Genomic DNA, 22,973 nt, shown 5'->3' on the forward strand with positions numbered 1-22,973 from the left:
TCGGTCAGTACCAGCGCTGCCAGGCGTTGGGGTTGCTGACGTTGCAGCTCCACAGGCCCACGGGGCTGCCGTTGCCGCGCCAACTGCTGGCGTAGCCGTCGAGGCAGACGGCGTCAGCGGTGTGCTCGGATGAGAGCCAGAGGTCGGAGCCGCCGATGTAGATGTGGAAGTTCTGGCCGGACCAGCCGCCGTCTCGGCAGTCGTAGACGTTGAACTGACGACCGGTCTGGCCGCCGGCGGAGGCCGGATAGTCCAGGCAGCGTCCGGAAGCGTTGTTCACCAACTCGGTGCCGTAGAAGCGGTTGCTGTCGAAGACCCGCCACCGCCACAGCAGGGTCCCGCCGCCGTTGCACTGCCAGAAGCCGACAGGGGAGTTGTTCTGCCCTCCGCCGGAGGCGAAGTTGTCCAGGCAGTAGCCGCTACCGTAGGAGCGGACGCGCATGAGGAAAGGTGCGGAGTCGTACACGGTGGAACCGTCGGCCAGCTTCCGACCGCCCTCACCGGCGGCAGCGGCTTGCTGGACCTGCTTGTAGGCTTCGGCCGCGGTGACGACGGCGGGTTCGGCCGCCGAGGCGGGGCTCGTGATGAGCGCGGTCATCGCAGTGAGTAGAACCGCGACGGTGATGCATAAGCGCCGCATTACTTCCTCCCTGGGAAAGAGAGCCTCTTCCGGCTCTTCGGGTGACAGTCCGTCTGCGGTCGAAGGTACTCACAAACGCTGTCATCGATCTGTCGGGAGACTTTCGTGATTCCGTGAGGGGTTGCGGCAATGAAGAAATTTCCAGCGAAGTACATCCTGGCCTGATCTGACGACGTGCCCTGCGGATGAGGTCTCCGTTCAATTACGGCGGTGGGCCGCGTGCTCATTGCTCGCGTCAGTGTCTTCGTTCGTGTGCGTTGCCTGTTCGAGGAGGATGAACAGGCGCTGCAGGACTCGTAGCTGCGCGGGGTTGTAGAGCTCCACCGCCGCGTGGCCCATCGTGCTTTCGGCCAGCTTTGCTCCTCGTGGCGAATCCGCCACCGGGTCGTTCGACCACGGGTGCTCTTTCCGCATCTTGCGGACCAGCGGCAGAATTCGCTCGGCAATCCGGTCGACCGTGGCATCGTCGGCGTCCGGGGGAAGGGCGTCGAACTCGTCGCCGGTGTCGTCGCGCACGGCGATTATCTCGCGGAATTCCGCCATGCCCTCCTCGCTGAAAAGCGTCGAGAAGACCATGAACAAGGATCGGTTTGTGTCGGAGAGGTCTTGAGAGATGGGAGCAAATTCGGGCGGCATATGCACCGGTGCGCGATGACGCAAGATGACGGCCAGCTCCGCACGCACCCGATTGAGCCGTTCTATCGTCGCCTCCAGCTCGGCATCCAGCGCCCGGATGGCCTCGTCCGGCTCCTCGTCGGCCCGCCCCATCGCGGCGACCTGCGACAGCGGCACCCCCAGATCGCGCAACCGCTTGATCTGCAACAGCCGGATCAGATGCGCGACCTGGTACTGCTTGTACCCGTTGGCCGCGCGCTCGGGCAGATCCAGCAACCCGATCTCGTGGTAATGCCGAATGGCCTTCACCGTCGAGCCCGTAAGATCGGCAAGTTGCCGGGTGCTCCACGCCACTCTCTGTCTCCCTCGTCGTCCGCAGCCGTGGGCGCCCACGCCACGCGTCCCTGACTGCAGTTCACACCATGCCCCAAGGGCACAGTCAAAATGGGGGCCCAGACGTCTCGCGCGCCCGAGCCGGCTTGGAGGCCCGGGGAGCGTGCTCCATGCCGGGAACGACAAGCATGTCGAAGTGCGCCCAGGCTTCGAAGCCTCTCTCGAACCGCTCCGTGGCCGGATACGCGACGCTCCTTGACTGTGCCCCAAGGGCACGCTGTTAGCTCGGTGTCGCGAACAGCACGACCAGCGAGCCGGCCGAGTGTCCGTGGCTGACCAGCCTGGAGTCACGCGCCCCGACCGGTGACGAACGCGCGGCCAGGACGGTGGCGCCGGCGCCGCGGGACCCGTACCACGAAAGTGCGGCTCGACGTGCTCCGACGCATGCACGTCCACGCCCTTGGCGGTGCCGCGCACCGGACGTGAGCCTGCTCGGCCTCCGGACCCCCAGTTGACCATCACCTCCGACAATGGGAGAAAGCACATGCCCTACCGCAAGAGACCGGCCGTCGTCCTGGGCGCCGCGGCGCTGACGCTGCTGCTCGGCGCCTGCGCCGGCCAGGCCGGCACTCTCCAGGGCGGTCAGCAGCCCGCCTCCCCCGACACCGGCCTGGACCGCTTCTATGGGCAGAAACTCGCGTTCAAGCCCTGCGATCCGAAGCTGCCGCCGGGCGCGCCGGCCGTCGAAGCCGAGTGCGCGCGGCTCAAGGTGCCGCTCGACTACCGGAATCCGCAGGGTCAGCAGGCGGAGATCGCGCTGCTGCGCGTGCCCGCGCGCGGAAAGAATCCGATCGGGTCGCTTCTGCTGAACCCCGGCGGTCCCGGTTTCCCCGGCACCGATCACGCGGCCCTGACCGCCGCCGCGTGGGCGAAATCGCCGATCACCGAACGCTTCGACCTGGTCGGGTTCGACCCGCGCGGCGTCGGCGCCTCCAAGCCGGCGCTCGACTGCTACACCGACGCCGAGCGCGACCGCGATGCCAAGCTCTCCTCGATCCCCGCCGGTCTGGACGACTGGACCAAGCAGGAAACCCGCCGGCTCCTCCAGCAGTGCGCCGAGCGCTCTGGCGGCAAGCAGGTGCTCACGCACGTCGGCACCCGCGACGTCGCGCGGGACATGGACGTGCTGCGCCAGGCCCTGGGCGACGAGAAGCTCTCCTTCGCCGGCACCAGCTACGGCACCCGGCTCGGCGCCGTGTACGCGGAGATGTTCCCGAAGAAGGTCCGCGCGCTTGTGCTCGACGGGGCGATGGACCCGCTGGTGGGTACCCACGAGCGGCGCGTCCAGCAGGCCGCCGGGACGCAGGCCGCGTTCGAGCGCCTGGCCGCCTCGTGCGCCACCGAGAAGGACTGTCCTCTCGGCACCGACCCGAAGCGCGCCACCAAGGCCTTCCAGAAACTCGTCCGGCCGCTGATCGACAAGCCCGCGCGGACGTCTGACGGGCGCGGGCTGACGTTCGAGCAAGCGGTCGAGGGGGTGACGGCCGCGCTGTACAGCAAGGCGATGTGGCCCGTCGCGATCGCGGGCATCGCCGAACTGGAGGCGGGCAAGGGCGACAGCCTGCTGAAGCTGCGCGACAGCTATCACGGGCGGACCGCCGACGGCGTCTACCCCGACTCGCTCGAGGCCACGCTGGCGATCAACTGCCTGGACGAGGAGCGCCACACGCCGAAGCAAGAGACTGCGATGAACCGAGCGTGGTTCAAGGCGGCGCCGTTCACCGATCATGGCCGTCCGGTCAAGGAGGCGCGCGACGGCTGCGAGCAGTGGCCCGTCAAGCCGACGCTTGGCTACCCGTACGCCACCGGCATCAAGGGCCTGGCCGACACGCTCACGGTCTCCGTCACGGGCGACGCCATCACGCCGCACGAGGGCGGCATCAACCTGGCCAAGGAGCTGGGCGGCAGCCTGCTCACCGTCGAGGGCGAGCAGCACGGCGCCCTCCTGGCCGGCAACGCCTGCGTCAACGAGGCCGTGGCCGCCTACCTCATCGACCTCAAGTCCCCGGCCGAAGGGGCCCGGTGCAAGCTCTGAGGCGGGTACCGGCACGTCGGAGCCTCCTCCGATCGGCCGGACCGCCCACTATCCCAACGACTCCGGGCCGTTCGCCAAGCCGATGAACGACATCCCGAAGGTCGTGTTCTCGAACTCGCTCACCTCCGCCTACTGGGACGAGACGACGATCGCCGCCGGAGACCTGGCCGAATCCATCACGCGGCTCAAGCGGGAGCGCTCCGACGGCTACCTGCTCGCCCACGGCGGGGCACGGTTCGCCCGGTCGCTGGTCGAGACCGGCCTGATCGACGAATACCGCCTTCTCGTCCGCCCGGTCGTCCTCGGCGCGGGCGAGCGGATCTTCCCGGCGGCGCTTACCCTCGAGCCGAAAAGCACGACCGTGTTCAGCGGCGGAACCGTCGCCCACGTCTTCGCGGCGCAGCCGTGATCGAGCCCGATCGGTGACCGCGGCCCATCCAGTACCCAAAGAACCGGGCCCTGACCAGCCGTAAGGCGATCAGGGTCCGGTTCTGCGCATCCGGTCGGCGGCGACTCCCGCGGCGGCCTGAACCCGTCGCCGGTTCTCCGTCCGACCGTCAAACTGGAGTACTAGTTATCACATGAGCGGATACGAGGATCTCGTCCACGAAGCCCTCGCCGCCGAGGCGACGGGGGCCACAGCCCGCGCCGAGCGGGCCGTCCGCGACCTGCTCACCGCCGGCCCCGGGGCGCTGCGCCGCGTCCTTGCTCCTGGAGTGCGCCGAGATCGCGTAGGCCGGTGAGAGCGCTGACCTTGGTGTAACCGAGGTCAAGGCTGTGCAACTCGGGCAGCCCGGACAGGGGGCGCACGTCGTCGAGCGACCGGCAGTGGGACAGGTCGAGCCAGTAGAGCAGGGGAAAGGCGTCGGCGAATCCGTCGAGCCTGGTCGCCTCGGTGCGAGAGAGGTTCAGCCAGCTCAGGTGGTGCATGCCCAGCAATGGGGTGAGGTCGCTGATCCGGGTGGCGGAGAGGTCGAGATGTTCCAGCCGTGTCAGGGCGGCCAGGGGCGAGAAGTCGGTCACGAGCCCGGCTGAGCTGAGATCGAGCTCGACCAGGCTGGTGAGGCCGGCGAGTTCGGCGATGTCGGCGTAGGAGCCGCATTTGCGCAGGTCCACCGTACGCAGGTTGCTGAGATGGCGAAGGCCTGGGGTGAGGGATCTTTCATTGACCCGAAGGTGGGTGCGCTCCTCGCGCACGAAGGCGGGCGCGAGGAGGAACTCGGCGAACCCGTCCGGATCCGGGGTCGCAGGCCAGAACCTGAGCAGCCGTTCCGTGGGCGGCAATGCGATCTCGGCGAATTCGGCGGCCAGTTCGAGTGCCGGCCGTGAGACCGTGGGGGCGACGATGGCGAGTTCGCGGATCGCTTTCCAGGCGCGTGTCGGGGTTGCCTTGGGCAGGAGGGTGCGTAAGGCCGCGAGGTTCGGTGCTGCGGAGCCGGTGGTCATGCCGCCGCACCATAGTGGCCTCCGCCGACAAGATCATCTCCGCGGGGTTAGGGGGCCTGCTCCCCGTCCCGGACGCCGTGGCGACCCGCCAACGCCCGCACACCATGACCTTCGTACGTTGGGTGAAATGTCCGTGGATAGGGTGTGCTGGTGGTGTCCTCTGATGCGCGGGTGCAGTATTCCGTCTCGACCTGGCAGCAGCCCTGCCCGGCCCCGGCCTCGCCGGAACGTTCCGCGCTCGTGAGGCGGGTCGCCGAGCAAGCGCTGGCCTGCGGCGGTGGACGGGTGCTGGTGGGGATCGACGGGTTCACCGCCTCGGGCAAGACGAGCTTCGGGCACGAGCTGGCCGAGGAGATCGTCAAGGCGGGGCGGCCCGCGCTCCGCGCCACCCTGGACGACTTCAAGAAGCCGTGGAAGGACCGGCACCTCTACGACCGCGAGTCGGGCGAGGGCTACTACCGCAACGCCTACGACTATGAGGCGGTCAAGAGGCTGCTGCTGGAGCCCGGCCGCTCCGTGGAGGCGGTGTCGTGCGCGCTGTGCGGCATCGATCCGCTGACGCAGATCGATCATTCCGGGACGACGGCGCCGCTGGCGGCGGACTCGGTGGTGGTCGTGGACGGGGTGTTCGCGTTCCGGCCGGAGATCGACAAGTACTGGGATCTCCGGATCTGGATGGACGTGGACGCCGAGCTGTCGGTGCGCAGAGGGGCCGAACGCGACCAGGACTGGGCCGGGTCGGAGGCCGAGTCGATCCACCGGAACCGGTACCTGGTAGCCGAGCGCATCTACCTCGAGGAGACCGACCCGCTGAGCCGGATGGACGTCGTCATCGACAACACCGTCTTCGACCGGCCCCGCATCAGGTGAGCCCGAAGAGCGGCAGGCAGGGCTCCAGGTTGTCGATCCGCACGGGGACGGGGTCGGTGAAGTCGTCCCGGCCGAGGCGGAGGCGCTGCTGGAACGCCCGCTTGCCGCGTACCTCGTCCACCATCACCCCGTCCGGCCGGTAGCCGAGCTTGCGGGAGACGCCCAGTGAGGCCCGGTTGTCCAGGTACGCGCTGGAGACCGCCGTCAGGGCCCCGAGCCCCGTGAAGGCCAGGTGGAGGACGGCTGCGCGCATCTCCGTGCCGAGGCCCTTGCCCTGATGGGCGCGGCCCAGCCACGAGCCCGTGTGCACCTCGCGGGTGACCCGGAAGCCGTGCGCGGACAGGTCCTGGGTGCCGATCACCCGCCCCTCGTGGACGACGACGAAGTTGCAGCACCACCGCTCGGGCTGCCACCGCGAGATGAGGCCGAGCTGGTACCGGACGACGTTCGCCGGCAGCTCGTCGGCGGGGACGTCCGTCCACGGCACGCCGAACGGCATCACATCCGGATCGTGCACGCCTTCCACGGCCCGGTCGGCCAGCTCGTCGAGATCGTCCAGAGAGGGCATGCGCAGCTCTAGGCGGGGCGTGGTGAGGCGGAGGTTGAACACGGGCCAGTGACGCATAGTCCGTCATTTCTCCAAAGAGTGGCGCGCCTGGTGCGGGCGGCTGGGGCCTGGTTTGCGCCAGTACGTGAGGAAGCGCAGGAGCCACTCCACGGGCCCGTACCGGTGCCTCTTGAGCCACCAGTGGCTGTAGAAGACCTGGCAGACGAAGACGCCGAGCGCGATCAGCACCTCCAGCGGCGGGCTGACCCGGTCCACGAGCGCCAGCCCGTACCCGGTGAAGATCAGCGAGCAGATCAGCGACTGCGCCAGGTAGTTGGACAGCGCCATCCGGCCCGGCGCCGCGAGCGCCCGGGCGATGCGCGGCATGTACGGCAGCACCCGCAGGAACGTCGCCGCGTACGCCGCCGCCAGCAGCGGGGCCGTCACCAGGTCCACGGCCTCGCCCCAGAACTTGTGCATCGTGCCGTGCCAGGCCGACGTCGTGTAGATGAAGGCGCCCGCGAGCCCGACCGTGAACCCGGTCCACTGCAGCTTGCGCAGCGTGCCCGTGTGGGCCGACAGGTCGCGCATGGCGCCCAGCTTGCCGACCGCCAGGCCGATCAGGCACGCCGCCAGCACCGCCGGGCCCTGGAACAGCACGCGGAAGACGATGATCAGCGACAGCTTCCTGAGGTGCTCGGAGATGATCTGCAGGGCGGAGGCCGCCAGCGCCGTGTCCGCCTTGGTGGCCTCCGCCGCCGAGTCCGCCACGGTGCCGCCCATGTCCAGGCCGAACGTGGCGAGCAGGGCCAGCAGCACGAAGCCGAGCGCGAGCATCGCGGTCAACATGACCGCCAGCACCACCGCGGCCTTGGGCCGGAGCTTGCGGAAGATCAGCAGGGCCAGGCCCACGGCCGCGTACGTCGTCAGGATGTCCCCGGGGAACAGCAGCACGGCGTGCGCCAGCCCGATCAGCAGCAGCCCGGCCAGGCGGCGCAGGAACATCGGCCCGAACGGGCGACCCTGCCGCGCCGCCGAGTCGACCTGGAGGGTGAAGCTGTAGCCGAACAGGAAGGAGAACAGCAGGTAGAACTTGTTCTCCACGAGCAGCGTCACGGTGAACCGCACGGTCCAGTCCAGCGGGGACTGGAAGGCGGGTTCGGCCATCCCGGCCATCCGGTAGCCGGAGGCCAGGAAGGCGATGTTGACTACGAGGATGCCCAGGAGTGCGAAGCCTCGTAAGGCGTCCACGGAAGCGATCCTCGCAGCCGCGAGTCGTGCGTTCGGCATGGCGGGAAGCGTCTCCTGTGTCCTCATATGGAGAACATCATCCCGTACAAGCTGAGTGTTTCCTGTGAATTCAGTTATTTTGTGCGATATAGATGAATCGCTCGATGATCACCGCTAGCGCGACCACGAAAGCGGGCACGGCGAGGAAGAGCAGGCGCTTCCTGGCCTTGCGTGCCCGGTTGGGGCCGTTCAGCCGGATGACCTCGTACGCGAAGAGCGAGACCCATGTCACGGCCAGCGCGCCGATGCCCACGGGCGTCCACGGGGTGGTGGGGTCGCCGCGTCCCTTGTACGGCTGCGGTTCGGGGATCTCGGTGCCCCGGACGAACTTCTTCCAGGTGTAGAGGGCCGCGTCCTGGTTGGAGAACACCCGCTTCAGGTCCGGCGAGGCGTCCAGCGCCGCGCGGAACTTCGTCCCCCAGTCCTCCGGGAAGCCCTCGTTGAGCTGCAGGTAGCTCACCTGCCCGCGGCTCACGATCAGGTACGAGTTACGCGGTTGCTCCTTGAGCGCCGCGATCGCGTCCGCGACCTGCGTCGGGTCCTTGTGCACCAGGGCCTGCACGCCGAAGTTGACCAGCTCGACGTCCTTCTCGCCCCACGGCAGGGTCGGCGTGACCTCCGGCCCCGTCTTGGGGACCAGGTAGAGCACCTTGGCGCTCGGCTTGTCGTGCTGGTAGACGTAGTGCAGCGCGGCCACCTCACCCACGGTGACCCGCTCGAACTTCTCGTTGCCGTACCTGGCCAGCAGGAACGCGAACGCGAAAAGCACCGCGAAGCACGCCGCGAGCACGACCGAGAGCTTCTTGGTGAGCTGCGGGTTGAAGCGCACGTTCCGCTTGCGCAGCGGCACGGTCTCCTCGCGCACGTCCGCGCTGTCGGCCGGCAGGTTGGGGAAGAACGCGTACGCGGCCAGCAGACAGGCCCCGGGCAGCGCGAACATGTAGATCCGCAGCCCGATCTCGCCGCCGTAGCTCTGCAGCCCCAGCGCCAGCACCGGCACGCAGAGCAGGATCAGCGCCGACCGGTCGAACACCCCGCGCCGGAACCGCCGGAACAGCCCCGTGGCCGCCAGGCTGAGGATCACCACGAGGATGCCGAGCCGCGCCTGCAGCACCAGCGCGTGCGCGGGGTCGCTGCCCTCGATCCGGTCGCCGGTGCTGTTGCCGATGTTCTGCAGGATCCGGCCGAAGCCGCCGAAGATGGCGCCGATCTGGCTGGACCAGAAGCCCACTGTCATGTAGCTGATCCAGGCCAGCACGAGCAGCCCGAGGAAGAACGGCAACCCCCAGGTCAGCGACGTCCGCTTGAAGATGAGGAACGCCGTTACGACCCCGAGCATCATGAACGGGGTGATCTGGTGCGAGGCCACCGACGCGACGAACAGCGCCAGCAGCATCATCAGCATGAGCAGCTTGTCGGCCCGGTACGTGCCGGTGTTGGCCAGCTCGCCCGGGGTCATCGCGTCCAGCTTGCCGAGCAGCTTGCGCAGGCCCTTGGGCGGGATCGGCTTCGTCCGCTGTTCGACCCGTCCGAACCATCTGAGCAGGATCGCGATGAACGCCAGGTACAAGGCGAACGTGAAGCCCTGGGGCGAGAAGTAGTCCTGCCCGATCCACTGCACCAGCACGAACAGCAGCGCCGCGAACCACCGCGCGCGCGTGGTGGCCACGACCTGGCGCAGGATCAGCACGAACGGGAGCAGGTAGAGCAGGTTCGAGACGAGCGGCGTCCACTGCAGGATCGGCGTCAGGTCGGTGATCCCGGCGGCCTTCGTCACGAAGGCGAACAGCGCGAAGAAGCCCGGCCAGCCCATGCGGGCGTCGATGCTGATGGCCGACTCGCCGGTCCTGCTGATGAACTCCACGAAACCGGCGTGGATGTACGCCGTGGGGAAGCGCGGGGCCGTGGCCACCAGCGCTCCCGCGCCGTGCAGGGCGAAGGTGATGGCGGCGATCTGGAACAGCAGGAGGAACTTGCGGTCGGTGCTCTGGGCGACCGTGACGAAGAACGACACGATCATGATGAGGATGGCGATGAACGCCGTCGTCGGGAGGGCCGAGATCAGGCCCAGGCCGTCGATCTTGTTGGGGTCCACGCCGCGCAGGGGTCCTGGCGCGACCTTGAGGGCCAGGATGTACATGGCCAGGCCCTCGAGGACCAGCAGCACGGGCAGCCACTTGGGCGCACTGGCGACCAGCGCGCCGATCCGACCGCCGAGCGTGCGCGGCTTGCCGGGGGCCGCCTGAGGGGCCGGTTGGGGGGTCGCCTGCTGGGGCGGGGCCTGCTTCGTCGCGACCTTGGGGGCCGCGGGCTGCGGGGGCGCGGTGGGCGGGGCGGCGGACATGGGCGAGGCTTGCGGCGCCTCCACAGGCGCGGCAGCCGACCCACTCGCGGCCGATCCACTCGTGGCCGACCCGCCGGCCGACGCGCTGGCGGCCGATCCACTCGCGGCTGACGCGCTGGAGGCCGAGCCACCGGCGGGCGTCGTTCCGGTGGGCGTCGTTCCGGCCGGTGCTCCTCCTCCGGCGGAGGGCGCCGAGGCGGGACGGACTATCGGCACGGGCACGGTCCCGGCGGCCGCGGTCTCGGTGACGGGCCGCTTGGCAGGCGTCGCACCCTTGGCGGGCGTCTTCCCGGATGCGGCGTCCTTGGCGGGAGCTTCGGCCGGCGACGCGCTCTTGGCGGGCGCCTTCCCGGGCGCGGCGTCCTTGGAGGTGCCGGGTGCGGCAGGGCTGGAGGTAGCGCCGCTGGGCGTGGTGGTGCCGGGTTTGGCGGCGGTGTCGGGCTTCGTGCTCGTCGCCTCCGCCGATGCGCCATCGGCCCGCGTCCCATCGGCAGGCTGCGGCCCGCTCGCCGGCTGCGACCGCAGTCCGGGCTTGGTCGCGGAGGTGTCAGCGGGTGGGGCGGTCTGCGCCGGGGTGGTCACCGTGCCCGTCGCGTCCGGGTCGGCGGCCTCCTCCACCGTGGGCGGGTGCCCGATGTGCAGGGCGGCCGGCAGCCGGATCATCGTCGTCGTGTCCGAATCCGGCTCGGCGTCCTCCGCGGGCGGGTCCTCCGCAGGCGAGCCCTCCGGGGGAGCGGTGTCGAACGTCAGCTTCGGGATGACCCCGGTCGCCTCCGGATCGAAGGGCACGTCTGACTCCTCCTTGCCTCCGCGCACCTCCCCTCGCACCTCCGAGGAGCTTGCCACGCCATCGCCGTCCCGTTGCTTCACGTTGACCATCATGCGGCCCCGGACGACCCCTGGGTGACAACCGGCGTACGGGTTTCGCCGAACTTGAGAATTTTACGTAGATTCCCGAAGATCAAAACTGCCACGAGAAGTTCGCTGAAGAGCAGCCCGTACCCCACCGCGTTCACACCCGCGTACGGGAACAGCGCGACGGTGGACACCAGCACGAGCACGGCCAGCCCGATCTGCACGGTCGCCAGCGTACGGGCCCGGCTCTGCGCCCGCAGCGCGCTCAGGTAGACCTCGATCAGCACCCGCGGCAGCACGGCCAGCGACATCAGCCGCAGCAGCGTCGTGCCCTCGGCCGCGAAGGCCGAGCCGAAGATGGTCAGGATCAGCGGCGCCGCCAGGATCGCCACCGCGATGATCGGGGTGACGATCATGAAGGCCCGCCGCAGCGCCCGCCGGCAGTTGTCGGCCAGTTTGGCACGGTCGAAAGAGCCCTCGACGGTCAGCGAGACCGCCATGTTCATGGCCAGCAGCTCGATCATGCTCGCGAGCGTGTGCGCCATCGAGAAGCGGCCGAACGTGGCCTCGCCCACCTGCGTGGCGACCACCACGGGCACCAGGTAGACGATGCCGAGAATGGACAGCGTCCCGGGGAAGTCCCCAGCTAGGAACCTTCCAATTTCGCGCAGCCGAGGAGGCTCCTGCTCGGCGTCGCTCTTCTCCACGTGTCTGGGCACCACGACGGCGAAGATCAGCCAGTTGACGGGGATCAGCGCGAGGGCGGTCGGGATGACCCACGAGACGAAGATCCCGCCCGACGGCAGCGCGCCGGCCAGCGCGACCAGCAGCCCCATCTTGACGATGCCGAAGACCAGGTTGTTCAGGGGCACGAACGTGGCCCGCCGCAGCCCGGTCAGCACCACGTCCTGGAGCGTGAAGACGGCCCACACCAGCACGGACGCCAGGAAGAACAGCCCGGGCCAGAAGCCGCTCAGCACCGAGTACGTCTTGCCCCACATCGGCAGCGTCAGCAGGAAGCCGAGCGCCGCGACCCCGCCCGTGGCGGCGGCCAGGCCGTACCCGCGCAGGGCCAGTTCGGGGGTGCGGCGCCCGGCGACCGGCAGGAAGCGGGCCAGCGCGCCCACGAACCCCAGCGCCGTCAGCGACGCGAACAGCCGCATCGCCGTGATCACCGCCTGGCCGCGGCCGAACTCCTCCGGGGAGTAGAGGCGGGCGGCCAGCAGCCAGTAGCCCATGCCGAGCACGCCGGTGACCACGGTGTTCGCCATGAGCGCGTAGCCCTGGCGGAACAGCGGGTTGCGGAGGTCGTGGAGGATCTTCCCCCAGACGCTAGACATTTCCGCGCACCCGCTGCAGCCCGTACCTCGTCCTGCGCACGACCGCGTACCCCTTGGTGAGGATGCGTTCGCGCAGGTAGATGAGGGGTACGGCGTTGCCTTCGACGGCGCGCTTGAACATGCTGATGGTCGTGTGCTTGCCGACCGTCAGCCGGGGGATGGCGAGCATGTCGTGCCGGTCGGCGGCGATCGTGTTGCTCACGGCGCAGGCGGCGAAATAGCCGGCCTTGCGCACCTCGCGGCGGACGCGGGCGCTGGAGTAGCCGTAGGGGTAGGCCATGGTGGCGACCGGCGCGCCGATCTTCTCCTCCAGCAGGCCCTTGTTCTTGCGCAGCTCCTGCCGCAGGTCCTCGATGCGGAGCTGGTCGAGCTGCGGGTGGCTGTGGCTGTGGCCGCCGATCTCGATGCCGGTCTGGGCGATCTCGCGGGCCTGGCCCCAGGACAGCATGTCGTCCAGCGGCCGGCCCGCCGCGTCCTTGCCCGCGTCGGACACCCAGCCGCTGGTCAGGAAGACCGTGGCCGGGAAGTTGTAGCGCTCGAGCAGGGGCAGGGCGTGGCCGTGGAAGTCGGCGTAGCCGTCGTCGAACGTCACCACGATCGGCTTGTCCGGCATCGAGCGGCCGTTGTTCTGGTTGAGGGAGGCCACGAGGTCGCCCAGGGTGAGAGGGGTGAAGCCGCTCTCCGACAGGTACGCGAGCTGCTCGGCCAGGTCCGAGGGCCGCACGGAATGCGGCTTGGTCTCGTCGTTGGGCGTGTCGGTGACCGAGTGGTACATCAGGATCGGGATGCGGGTCATGATCGTGCCGCCTTCAGCCGTACGGAGCCCACCACGTAACCCCAGGTCGTCCAGGCCAGCCCGATCACGATCGCGGCGGCCCGGCCGAGCCCGCCCACGTCGCCGCGGACGGCCTCACCGACCCCGCGCAGCGCGCCGAGCGGCAGCGTCTTGAGCGCGTGCGCCCGCTCGCTGGCCAGCCCGTCCTGGGTGCCGACCTCCTTCGTCACCAGGGCCTTCGACAGCCCCTCCGCGTAGCACCTGGATCTGAAGTAGGCGAACCGTTCGCGCTGCTTCGACACCTTGTGCCCGATCACGGCACGCGGCTCGAACAGCATGACCGAGCCGGGCTTGCGCTGGCTCAGCCGGATGCAGAACTCCGTCTCCTCGCACCCCAGCGGACGCGACTTGCGCCCCTGCACGCTGCGCCCGATGCCGCTGTGGAAGCCGCCCACCTCGGACACGACGTCGCGCAGGAACGCGGCGTTGCCGCCCATGACGTTGCGGATCGGCGCGCGTACCGCGGGCATGCCGCGGTAGGTGCAGCCGACCGTCCAGTCGAACTCGTACGGGAACCACCGCGGGCGTCGCTCGGACGCCCACAGCGGCTCCGTGCGACCCCCGACGCCCACCACACCGGATTCCTGGAAGCCCTCCTCCAAAGCCTCCAGCCATCCGGCGTCGGCGACCGCGTCGTCGTCGAGGAACGCGACAATTTCACCGTTGGCCGTGGCCACTCCGGTGTTCTTGCCCCCCGACAGCCCTTTCTCATGCGTGTTCTCCACCACAATGGCCTGCGGATACGCGCGCTTGAGCTTGAGGTGCAGGTCGGTGTTGTGGTCGACCACCAGGATCAGCTCGTGTGCCGGGCTGGTCTGGTTCTCGACCGACTCGATTGCCTGCCTGATGTCCTCCCACCGCTCTTCGGTGTAGACGCAGATGACAACAGACGTGTTCACAGCGTTCCTTCTTAAGCGACGCCTCGGTCAGCGGCAGGAGTGGCGGTCGGCTCAGGCTGAGCGGGAGCGGGCTGGCGACGCCACTCCCTCAGGATGGTCTTGAGCACGCGGAAGCCATCTCGTACGGCGTGCAGGTTGCTCTCGCCGTGAATGCGGTTGCGCTCGTGGCTGGGCACCTCATGCACCTTCAACCCGGCCTTGGCCGCGCGCACGTTCATCAGCGTCTCCACCTCGAAGCCGTCGCAGTCGAGGTTGAGCGCGTCGAGGTGACGGGCCCAGAAGGCGTTGTAGCCGTAGCACAGGTCGGTGTACTTGGTGTTGTACATGACGTTGACCATGCCGGTGAGGACCTTGTTGCCCAGCCGGCGGTTCAGCGTCAGGTCGTCGCTGCCGCCGCCGGAGGCGTAGCGCGAGCCCTTGACGAAGTCGGCGCCCGTCACCAGAGCGCCCACGAAGTTGATGATCTCGCGGCCGTCGGTCGAGCCGTCGGCGTCGATCATGACGATGATGTCGCTCGTGCACGCGGCGAAGCCGGCGGACAGGGCGTCACCCTTGCCCTTGCCGGTCTGCGTGACGATCTTCACGTTCGGCCGCAGTCGCTTGGCCACGGCGACCGTGTCGTCGACGGAGTTGCCGTCGACGAGCACGATCTCGTCCACCCACTGGGGGATGGTGGCGAAGACGTGCGGCAGGTTCTCGGCCTCGTTCATCGCCGGCACGACCACACTGACCGTCGGCGAAATGGCCAGGTGCGGGGTGACGGGCGTGAAACTCGAAGGGGGCGGCATCGACCGCAAGGGCGAGGCTTGCAGTTTGCCGTTGTGCTTGGCTATCTCGGGACTCATGGCGAGGGAAATCCTTCCGGGACCCCGCCCTGCTGCGGTCCGGTCGCGGCCACCCCCGGGTGCTGCGGGAATGACGAAGCCGGTGAACGGTGCATTGAAGGGTCCTGTGCTGTGAGGGTGTCTGCCGGGACTTGGGAGCGCTCAGCGTGCTCCCGTTGGTTCTTTGACTACTCCGTTGGGTGACTCCTGCTGCTGCATGGAGGTGCGCACCCGACCGAAGCCCTTGAGGACACGGTCGGCCGCCCTATAAAGAGACGGTCGGTCCATGACAATTGTTCGGGCTTTGTTGAAAGGAGTTCGGCCCATCCAGTGAACGGCCGCGGCGGCGGACGGTCGCGAGATGCGGCCTTCGGCAACGTACAGGACCCCGCTCTTCAGCCAGTCTTTGTACTCCTTGCCGCCCTTGCCCATGTCCACCATGTGCAGGCCGTCGTTCGCGGCGGCCTCGGCCATCTGCAGATGATGGACGATGCCCGGCGAGTAGCGGCCGAACTCGGTGTCGTAGGCGGGGAACCACCCTACAAGCGTGGTGGCCGTGCGGAGGCCGAAATGTCCGGCTACCGGGACGTCCCCGGCATAAAGCATGGTCAGGACGCCCCCGAAGTCCGATGACTTTTCGGCATGCATCATGTCCGTCAATTCGACGATCCACGGCTGGGCGAACCTGTCCACGCGGCCAGTTCTTCGATACTGGTCGGACTTCCAGTTCAGCAGCGTGCGGAGCACCTCGGGGTCGGCCGAGGCCCACTCGAAGCGCAGCTCGCCCTGCTCCCTGCCGAGCTTGCGCTCCTTGTAGCGGACGGTCTTGAGGTTCTTGGGGGAGTTGGTCTTCACCTGTTCGATCCAGGCGTCGTACCCGGCGGTGAAGTCCATGACCGGCGCGGGCCGGACATCCTGCTCGTACGGGGCGAAAGTGGGCTGCCCCGCCACCAGGTGGTCGAAGTCGAACACGCTGAGCTTGCAGGCCCGCAGCAGGGCCTTGGCGTCGAGCTTGAGGTCCGGGCCGGCGATCAGGCCGTGGCACGTGGTGAGGAAGCCGCCGAGCGGCTTGCCGATGCCGAAGCTGTGCCGCTCGTACGGGAAGAACCCCACGATGCCGCTCGCGTCGGAGATGACCGCCACCCTCACGTAATCGCGCAAGCGGTCCATCGCCACGGCGAACTCGACAGACAGGAACGGGTTGTCCAGACTCGGGTCGGCCTTCTGCAGCTCCCGCCATCGTGCCCGCTCGGAGTCCCCGAGCTCTCTGGGCCGAACTACCTGGATGTTCACCTGGCCCCCTGTTGGGTCTGCATGCTCTTCCCCCGGTACAACACGCGAAGCACGTACATGAACCCTCCGAGCACGGCGACCGTCGCGACGCCCGCCCGGGGCGACCACGCGCCGAAAAGCAGCATGGCCTGAGCGAGGAGCACGTTCAGCACGAGACTTGCCGCGGCTCCTACTGATAGTGCGGCAAGGGGGTCACGATCACGCAACAGTCCCACCACTGCCGCCCCTGGGACGACGAGAAGGAACAGAGAGATCAAGAACGGGCGCAGCGGTGTCTCTATGTCGAACAGCGCGACGACCGCTCCCGCTATGCAGGCGAGCGCCAGCAGCCAGGCCAGCGCTCTCCGGTGCTTGAGCATCTCCCTTTTCTCTCCTGCTTCTGCTGGTTAAAGCACGATTGATCGCAGTTCATGGGACCAATCTGCGCCAGGACACGTCAATGCCGACGCTTGAGGACGCATCCCGGTTTACCGGCAGGCAGAGATTTCTCGTGTGATGTTCAACACACGGTCAAGTGACTCCGGCCCGGACGTGGCCCCCAAGCACACCAGAATGCCCTATGTGACCGAGGTTCTTCGAGCCAGGGTCCGATTTATCCGGGTTTGTTGGCAAGAAAAGTTGATCTACTCCCGCTTGGCGTCCGTTTTACCCCTCCAGCGTCTCCGTATTCTCGGCTGACGCGGTTACGGAGGGTGACGGAGTCGGTTCGCTGGAGTTCGTCGGCTCGTCGGTCGGGTCGGACGTCTCGGGCCCGTCGCCGTCCCAGGACAGCGAGCAGTTCGCGCTCCCGCCGTTCGACGTGAACGCGACGCGGCCGCGGCCTGCGGCGTTCGGGTCGACGATCGTGACCCAGATCGCGACCGACCCGCCCGCCTTGATCGACCCGCTCGCGGGGAACACGTCCAGCCCCTGCGAGGCGGTCGCCACCCACGAGACCGTGGCGTTGCGGGCGCCGAGGCCGATCTTGGCGGCACCCTCGATCGCCTTCGGGCAGGAGGTGCGGAGCCGGGCGCCGGGCGCGGGCCTGCGGCGGGTGGGCGTCGGCCCGGCGGCGTGCCGGGCGCTGGGCCGCTCGGCCGGCGTGGCGCGGGTGCCGGGAGTGCGGCTCGGGGTCGGGGTGGGGGTGGGGGCCGGCGTGAGCTCGTCCTCTTCCGGTGAGGGATCGGGCGACGGGCTCTCCTCGCCCGGGTCGAGCGAGGCGGCGGGGGAGGAGGGGGAGGGCGCCGACCGCAGAGGCGTGCCGGTCGAGACGTCGCGGCCGTTGATCACGACCATGGCCCCCGTCGCGGCCAGCACGCACGCGCCCGCCAGCAGCACCGGCGCCAGGCGGCGCGGCCTGCGCCGCCGCGAGCGGTTCTCGACGGCCACGGGGAACCCGGTCCGGTCGAAGCTGTCACCGCGATCGGTGATCAAGGTGCGGGTCTGGTCGCGCTCGGGGTTGACGCACGTGTCGATCACCCGGCGGCGCAGCGAGATGGGCGGGTAGGCGACCGGGACCAGGTCCAGGAGTCTGGTCGCCGAGACCTGCCGGTGCCGGCCCTCGGTGCACACCTCGCACCCGCCGATGTGGCCCGACAACCTGCGCCGCAGCAGCGGGGTGAGCGGGCCCTCACACCCGTCCAGCATCGCCGACAGGTCGGGGCAGTGCGCCCGGCCCGTCCTGGCCAGCACCACGGCCGCGGCGGCGTTCTCCAGCTGGTCGCGGGCCCTGGTGAGCCTGCCGGTCGCCTGCCGTGAGGTCAGCCCGAGCACCGCGCCGACCTCGGCCGGGGTCAGCCCGTGGCGCAGCGACAGCTCCAGGACCTCGCGCTCGTTCCTGCTCAGCTCGCCCAGCGCCTCGTGGACGAGGTCGGTCAGCTCGGGGTCCCCCTGCGCCTCGAGCTCCGGCAGCGGCACGCCGTCCACGGGGGTCCGGCGGGACATCCTGGCCCGCACCTGGAACCTGGTCAGCGCGTACAGCCAGGCCCGCATCCTGGCCGGCTCCTTCAGCCGGTGCACGCACCCCTGCGCGGTGACCAGGGCATCGTGCACGGCCTCGGCGGCCAGGTCCTGGGCGAAGGAGGCGGCGTAGTCGTGCAGCCGCTCGCCGTAGCAGTCGTACAGCTTGGCGGGAGCGTCGGTGTCCGCGCGCCGCAGAGCCTCGAACAGCTCATGATCCTCGGCGCGACCGACGGACGGCCATCCAGGCACGAATTCCTCCCCCGCGGGTAGAACGGGCTCTCAAGCCCCACGCGGAGAGGACGCGGCCTCATTGTGATGGGTTCGCCCCTTATGCCCATCGGGCATGGCTCCATGGCGACTGAGCCCGCCTCACGAAGTGAGGCAATAAGCAGGGTGCACCTCGGTCGGCTCTCAGCCGTCGCAGCCCGGCATGCAGAGGCGGCGTTCCATGCCCTGGAGGAAGAAGTCGCGCACCTGCAGGACGTTCTTGGCGATGTACGCCTCGCCGCCCGCGGCCTTGGCCAGGGCGTCCATCTGCTGCTTGCCCTTCTCGGCCTCCGGGCCGAAGGCGATGAGCAGGATGCTGATGGGCCGCTTCGGGTTGTAGGTCTTCTTCAGGAACTGCAGGATCTCGCTGTTCTTGACGCCGCCGTCCGGGTCGTCGTTGCCGGCGCCGTCCGTGAGGACCAGCAGCGTGTTGATCTTGTCTTCCTGGTACGTCTTCGTCAGCTGCGTGTACGCGGCCTTGATCGTGTCGTTCAGCCCGGTGTCGCCCGTGGGCTTGGCCTGGATCGAGGAGAACGCCTTACCCAGCATGTCCTTGCGCAGCGTGCCGTTGACCGACTCGCTGACCGGTCCGATGGAGACGAGCTCCTTCCAGTCCTTGCCCTGTCCGTCCAGATGCGTGGAGAACGTCCACAGACCCAGCTCGGAGTCGGCGGGGAACAGGCTCAGGCCCTCGGTGGCGATCTTGTTGATGGCCTGCATGCGGGTCATGCCCGTACCGGGGACCGGCAGCGCCATCGTGCCCGAGACGTCGAGCAGCGTGAGCAGGCGGCTGCCGAGGTTCAGCCGGGACCAGGTCTGCACCATCCTGGCCACGGTCTTGCCGTCCGGCGGCTCCAGCGCGGTCGGGGTCTCCTGCTTGAAGCCCTTGTCCGTCGCGAGCGCGTCGCCCGCCTTGCCGTCCGTGCTGCGGAAGCCCGCGTCGCGCAGGGTCTTCTTGGCCGACTCCGTGGCGAGGTCCTGCTTGAAGTCCGCCGCCGCCTTGAGCACCGCCGGATCCTTGGTCAGGATCGTGACCGGGTAGTCGAGGTTGAGCGTGCCTTCCTTGGGATAGAGCGCGACCACCGGCGCTTCCGGCTTCTTCGCGTTGTGGGCGTAGATGGCCTGCTCGGAGGTGACGCCGATGGGCACCCTGCTGCCGGACTTCACGGTGAGGCTGGCCAGCAGCGCCGTGGGGTCGGAGGCGAGCTGGCCCGACAGCTCCTTCATCGCGCCCACCAGCGCCTTGTCCAGCCCGGCCTCCTTCGCCGTGCCGGCGGCGGCCAGCAGCGCGGCCAGCCCGGCGGAGTTCTTCTGCGGGTCGAGAGCGAGGACGCGGACCTTCTTGCCCGGACCGTCCACGTTGGCCACGTTCGCGGCCGAGATCATGGCGGCCCAGCTCGGCTGGAGGGCGCCGCTCAGCTTCGACGCGAACGACTTCGCCGTCGCCAGCACCACGGGCGAGGTCGCGATCGACCCCTCGATCTGCGGCAGGGCCTGGCCGGCCGGGGTGTTGCGCAGGCTCTCCATGAGGAGGCTGGAATCCGCCACCCAGAAGTCCGCCTTGGCCTTGCCGGCGGCCACCGCGTTCGCGGTCCTGGCCGCGGCCTCCTTGGCCACCGTCACCTCGACGCACTTGCTGTCGATCGAGTGCATGGCCTTGTTGTAGTTGCCGGCGACCTTGTTCAGCGCGGGCTGGATGTCGGGTGTCGCGACGACCCGCAGCGCCAGCTTGCCGCCCGAGCAGTCGTGGTCGCGGTTGAAGATCACGAACGCGGCGACACCGAGGAGCACGGCCAGCGCGACGGCACCGGCCAGCGGTACGAGAACCCTGCCGCGGCCGTTCGACCTTCTGCGGGCTGGGGGTGGTTCGTGCGCTCTGTATCCGCCATCAAGCTCGTCTGTGCGGTGTCGCCCCACGATGTCCTCTTAGGTGTGCTTGAGACCTTCCGGAGACCCTAGCGGGAGATGCTCCGCAATACTCCGGGAACGATACTCGGTGTGGCGAGTGCGGGAAAACAGCCCTTTTGGTGCGGTGATTACCCTGTGTGGGTGGTGTTGGCTGCGTGCGTGACGGTTTCTGAGAGATATGCATGATCGGCGAATCGGGGGCTAATGGCAGCACTGATGGCCGCGCCACGCCCGGCTTCCCTCCCGTACGGCGACCGCCGCCAGCACCACCGCCACGACCGGATCGACCCACCACCACCCCAGCGTGTTGAGCCACAGGCTCGCCAGCACTCCCGCCGCCATGGCCGCGCAGATGAGGTTCTGCGTCCCCTCGCCGGACGTGGCCTCCGACGCCAGGCGCGCGCCGAGCCGCCGCTTGGCGATCCCCAGCGCCGGCATGCTGACCAGGCTGAACGTCGTCACCACGATCCCCAGCACGCTCGGCGTGGCCCGGTGCCCCGCGTCCAGGTCGTGCGCCACGTGCAGGACGAGGTACGGCGCGAGCAGCCAGAAGCTCACCGCGACCGCCTTCCTGGCGGTGTTCTCCGCGTGCGGCGAGAGCGTGCGGGCGCCGGTGAACCGCCACACCACGATCAGGCTGGCCGCCGCCTCCACGAACGCCGACAGCCCCCAGCCGATCAACGCCAGCGAGTGGGCCGCGAAGCCGGCGGCCAGGCCGAGCGTGCTTTCCACGCTCAGCCAGACCAGGGTGGCGACGGAGAGCGACCGGGCGGCGCGGGCTGCGCGCAGCCAATCGGCTGACGCGGCCGGACGCTCATGAATCCGCTGGTCAGGCACCATGACCCCCCGCACTCCCGGCTATCCGGCCGTCGACAGCGATACGTACCGTACCCATTACAGACAGTAGCGTAGTTTCGTCCGGGCAAAGGATGGTCAAGCTTGCCCGCATAATGAGCGTTGATCGCCAGGTCGCGAAGGTTGCCCGGAACGCCGAGGGAGGGCCGGTTGCCGTTCACGCCCAGTCATGTGGCCGCGATGGTGCCGCTGATTTCGTCACAGCGCGTACGCAGGTTCGCCGATCCGTGGGCGATGGCGTTGGGGGCGATGGTGCCCGACCTGCCGATCTTCCTGCCGTTCCTGCCCGACTACGGCAACTGGCACTCCTGGCTCGGTGTCGTCACCATCGACCTGGCCGCCGTGCTGGTGCTGCTGCCGCTCTTCCACGGCGTCTTCAGGGACCCGCTGATCTCGCTGCTCCCGTCCTCGCTGGCCGGCCGTGCCGCGCTCCTGGCGCCGTCCCGGCTGCGGCTGCTCCCCATGGCGGTCGGGGGCGTGATCGGCGCGGCCAGCCACGTCCTGTGGGACTCCTTCACCCACTCCACCGGCCCGGTGGAGTGGGGCGGCTGGCTGGCGGTCTCGGTCATGGGCGTGATCAGGCTCTTCCGGCTGCTGCAGTACGTCTCGTCCGTGATCGGCCTGGCCGTCGTGGTGTGGTGGGGCTGGCGCGGTCTGTCCCGGATGCCCGCGGCCCCCGTACCGGAACGCCTGCGGATCGCCCCGCGCGTGCGTGCGGTCGTCATGACGCTGTGCTCGATCGGCACGGTGGCTGGAGCGTTCCTCTGGCCCCTCGTGGACGAGCCCGTCCCGCACCTGGGCCTGCCCAGCGTGATCACCAAGACGGGCGCCGGAACGCTGATCGGCCTGTGCCTGGTGCTCGCCTGCTACGCGGCGGTCTGGCAGGTCAGGCGGCGCATGGCAGTATCGGAAGGTGCTTGAGTACGTAACCGACGCCGACGACCCCCGCCTGTCCGACTACACCCGGCTTCGGGACGTGGAGCTGCGCAAGAGCCTGGAGGCGTCGCGCGGCCTGTTCCTGGCCGAGGGGGAGAAGGTGATCAGGCGGGCCATCGGCACCGGCCACCCGATCCGCTCGGTCCTGACGACGCCTCGCTGGCTGGCCTCGCTCGAGGACGTCCTGGGCGACGCGACGGTCTTCGTGGTGAGCGACGAGATCATGTCGGGCATCGTCGGCTTCCAGGTGCACCGCGGCGCCCTCGCCTCGATGGAACGCCTCCCGCTCCCCGCCGTCGAGACCCTGCTGAAGGGCGGCGCCCGGCGGCTGCTCGTGCTGGAGGACCTGGTCGACCACGCCAACATCGGCGCCATCTTCCGCAGCGCCGCCGCCCTGGGGGTGGACGGGGTCGTGCTGTCGCCCCGGTGCGCGGATCCGCTCTACCGGCGGGCGGTGAAGGTGTCGATGGGGGCGGTGTTCTCGATCCCGTACGCGCGGATGGACGACTGGTTCGGCGGGCTGGCGCAGCTGAGGGAGGCGGGCTTCCAGACCCTGGCCCTCACCCCGGACCAGGCGGCCACGCCCCTGGACACCGTCGAGCTGGCGGAGCGGGTCGCGCTGCTGCTCGGCGCCGAGGGCGACGGGCTCTCCTCCCACTGGCTGCACGAGGCCGACCGGGCGGTGTGCATCCCGATGAGCCGGTCGGCGATGGCGGCGGGCGTCGACTCGCTCAACGTGGTGGCCGCCGCGGCCATCGCCTGTCATGGGTTGATGCGATCTGCGGGCTGATTGAGCCGGTTTTGTCCGTCTTGTGTACTGTCGAGACGCTGTTTTCATGA

General features: G+C 69.0%; 20 protein-coding genes. 5 read left to right on the forward strand and 15 right to left on the reverse strand.

Annotated elements, in window-relative coordinates; genetic code table 11:
- Nucleotides 1–4 precede the first annotated feature (4 nt).
- Together AB0J87_RS54500 and AB0J87_RS54505 are read right to left on the reverse strand one after the other, a co-directional pair.
- Nucleotides 5–598 (reverse strand): RICIN domain-containing protein, encoded by a 594-nt coding sequence (locus tag AB0J87_RS54500; RefSeq protein WP_363981803.1) that lies wholly within the window; start codon nt 596–598, stop codon nt 5–7.
- Between the two features lie 240 nt (nt 599–838).
- Nucleotides 839–1,609 (reverse strand): MerR family transcriptional regulator, encoded by a 771-nt coding sequence (locus tag AB0J87_RS54505; protein WP_363981806.1) that lies wholly within the window; start codon nt 1,607–1,609, stop codon nt 839–841.
- A 523-nt stretch (nt 1,610–2,132) separates the two neighbouring features.
- Between AB0J87_RS54505 and AB0J87_RS54510 the strand changes: the two genes are divergently transcribed.
- Both AB0J87_RS54510 and AB0J87_RS54515 read left to right on the forward strand, forming a co-directional pair.
- Nucleotides 2,133–3,683, forward strand: coding sequence for an alpha/beta hydrolase (locus tag AB0J87_RS54510; RefSeq protein ID WP_363981809.1), 1,551 nt, complete (start codon nt 2,133–2,135; stop codon nt 3,681–3,683).
- An 82-nt stretch (nt 3,684–3,765) separates the two neighbouring features.
- On the forward strand, nt 3,766–4,092 hold the full coding sequence (locus AB0J87_RS54515) for a dihydrofolate reductase family protein (RefSeq protein WP_363981812.1): 327 nt from the start codon (nt 3,766–3,768) through the stop codon (nt 4,090–4,092).
- 263 nt (nt 4,093–4,355) lie between these two features.
- On the opposite strand, the gene AB0J87_RS54520 is transcribed toward AB0J87_RS54515, so the two are convergent.
- Nucleotides 4,356–5,129 (reverse strand): hypothetical protein, encoded by a 774-nt coding sequence (locus tag AB0J87_RS54520; RefSeq protein WP_363981815.1) that lies wholly within the window; start codon nt 5,127–5,129, stop codon nt 4,356–4,358.
- A 150-nt stretch (nt 5,130–5,279) separates the two neighbouring features.
- Here AB0J87_RS54520 and AB0J87_RS54525 point away from each other — a divergent pair, with 150 nt between their 5' ends.
- Complete coding sequence (locus AB0J87_RS54525) at nt 5,280–5,999, forward strand: uridine kinase (RefSeq protein WP_363981818.1); 720 nt, start codon at nt 5,280–5,282, stop codon at nt 5,997–5,999.
- Here the strand turns inward: AB0J87_RS54525 and AB0J87_RS54530 are convergent.
- The 12 genes from AB0J87_RS54530 to AB0J87_RS54585 form a co-directional block, all read right to left on the reverse strand.
- The gene (locus tag AB0J87_RS54530; RefSeq protein ID WP_363981821.1) at nt 5,992–6,624 is read right to left on the reverse strand and encodes a GNAT family N-acetyltransferase; all 633 of its coding nucleotides are present in this window, start codon (nt 6,622–6,624) and stop codon (nt 5,992–5,994) included. The two genes, AB0J87_RS54525 and AB0J87_RS54530, sit on opposite strands and share 8 nt — an antisense overlap.
- Before the next feature lie 6 nt (nt 6,625–6,630).
- Nucleotides 6,631–7,797, reverse strand: coding sequence for a DUF418 domain-containing protein (locus AB0J87_RS54535; protein WP_363981824.1), 1,167 nt, complete (start codon nt 7,795–7,797; stop codon nt 6,631–6,633).
- 109 nt (nt 7,798–7,906) lie between these two features.
- A complete protein-coding gene (locus AB0J87_RS54540; protein ID WP_363981827.1) occupies nt 7,907–10,969 on the reverse strand; it encodes a hypothetical protein in 3,063 nt (1,020 codons plus the stop codon).
- 89 nt (nt 10,970–11,058) lie between these two features.
- The gene (locus tag AB0J87_RS54545) at nt 11,059–12,375 is read right to left on the reverse strand and encodes a hypothetical protein (RefSeq protein ID WP_363981830.1); all 1,317 of its coding nucleotides are present in this window, start codon (nt 12,373–12,375) and stop codon (nt 11,059–11,061) included.
- The gene (locus AB0J87_RS54550; RefSeq protein WP_363981833.1) at nt 12,368–13,171 is read right to left on the reverse strand and encodes a polysaccharide deacetylase family protein; all 804 of its coding nucleotides are present in this window, start codon (nt 13,169–13,171) and stop codon (nt 12,368–12,370) included. The genes AB0J87_RS54545 and AB0J87_RS54550 overlap by 8 nt, the downstream gene beginning before the upstream one ends.
- Nucleotides 13,168–14,109, reverse strand: a complete 942-nt coding sequence (locus AB0J87_RS54555) for a glycosyltransferase family 2 protein (RefSeq protein WP_363981836.1) — start codon at nt 14,107–14,109, stop codon at nt 13,168–13,170. The genes AB0J87_RS54550 and AB0J87_RS54555 overlap by 4 nt, the downstream gene beginning before the upstream one ends.
- An 11-nt stretch (nt 14,110–14,120) precedes the next feature.
- The gene (locus AB0J87_RS54560) at nt 14,121–14,954 is read right to left on the reverse strand and encodes a glycosyltransferase family 2 protein (protein ID WP_350728138.1); all 834 of its coding nucleotides are present in this window, start codon (nt 14,952–14,954) and stop codon (nt 14,121–14,123) included.
- A gap of 141 nt (nt 14,955–15,095) precedes the next feature.
- A complete protein-coding gene (locus AB0J87_RS54565; protein WP_350728137.1) occupies nt 15,096–16,226 on the reverse strand; it encodes a GNAT family N-acetyltransferase in 1,131 nt (376 codons plus the stop codon).
- Nucleotides 16,223–16,585, reverse strand: a complete 363-nt coding sequence (locus tag AB0J87_RS54570) for a hypothetical protein (protein ID WP_350728136.1) — start codon at nt 16,583–16,585, stop codon at nt 16,223–16,225. Before AB0J87_RS54570 ends, AB0J87_RS54565 begins: the two co-directional genes overlap by 4 nt.
- 286 nt (nt 16,586–16,871) lie before the next feature.
- Nucleotides 16,872–18,416, reverse strand: coding sequence for a sigma-70 family RNA polymerase sigma factor (locus AB0J87_RS54575; protein ID WP_363981841.1), 1,545 nt, complete (start codon nt 18,414–18,416; stop codon nt 16,872–16,874).
- 162 nt (nt 18,417–18,578) lie between these two features.
- Nucleotides 18,579–20,225: a substrate-binding domain-containing protein gene (locus AB0J87_RS54580; protein ID WP_363981844.1), complete on the reverse strand. Its 1,647-nt coding sequence runs from the start codon at nt 20,223–20,225 to the stop codon at nt 18,579–18,581.
- Nucleotides 20,226–20,543: 318 nt separating this feature from the next.
- Nucleotides 20,544–21,182, reverse strand: coding sequence for a hypothetical protein (locus tag AB0J87_RS54585; protein WP_363981847.1), 639 nt, complete (start codon nt 21,180–21,182; stop codon nt 20,544–20,546).
- A gap of 165 nt (nt 21,183–21,347) precedes the next feature.
- Here AB0J87_RS54585 and AB0J87_RS54590 point away from each other — a divergent pair, with 165 nt between their 5' ends.
- Entirely contained in the window at nt 21,348–22,118 is a 771-nt protein-coding gene (locus AB0J87_RS54590; RefSeq protein WP_363981850.1) for a DUF4184 family protein, read from the forward strand.
- The gene (locus AB0J87_RS54595) at nt 22,111–22,923 is read left to right on the forward strand and encodes an RNA methyltransferase (protein WP_363981853.1); all 813 of its coding nucleotides are present in this window, start codon (nt 22,111–22,113) and stop codon (nt 22,921–22,923) included. The genes AB0J87_RS54590 and AB0J87_RS54595 overlap by 8 nt, the downstream gene beginning before the upstream one ends.
- Nucleotides 22,924–22,973: the final 50 nt, after the last annotated feature.

This window comes from Nonomuraea sp. NPDC049625, assembly GCF_040675285.1.
In the GTDB taxonomy this organism is placed as follows: domain Bacteria; phylum Actinomycetota; class Actinomycetes; order Streptosporangiales; family Streptosporangiaceae; genus Nonomuraea; species Nonomuraea angiospora_A.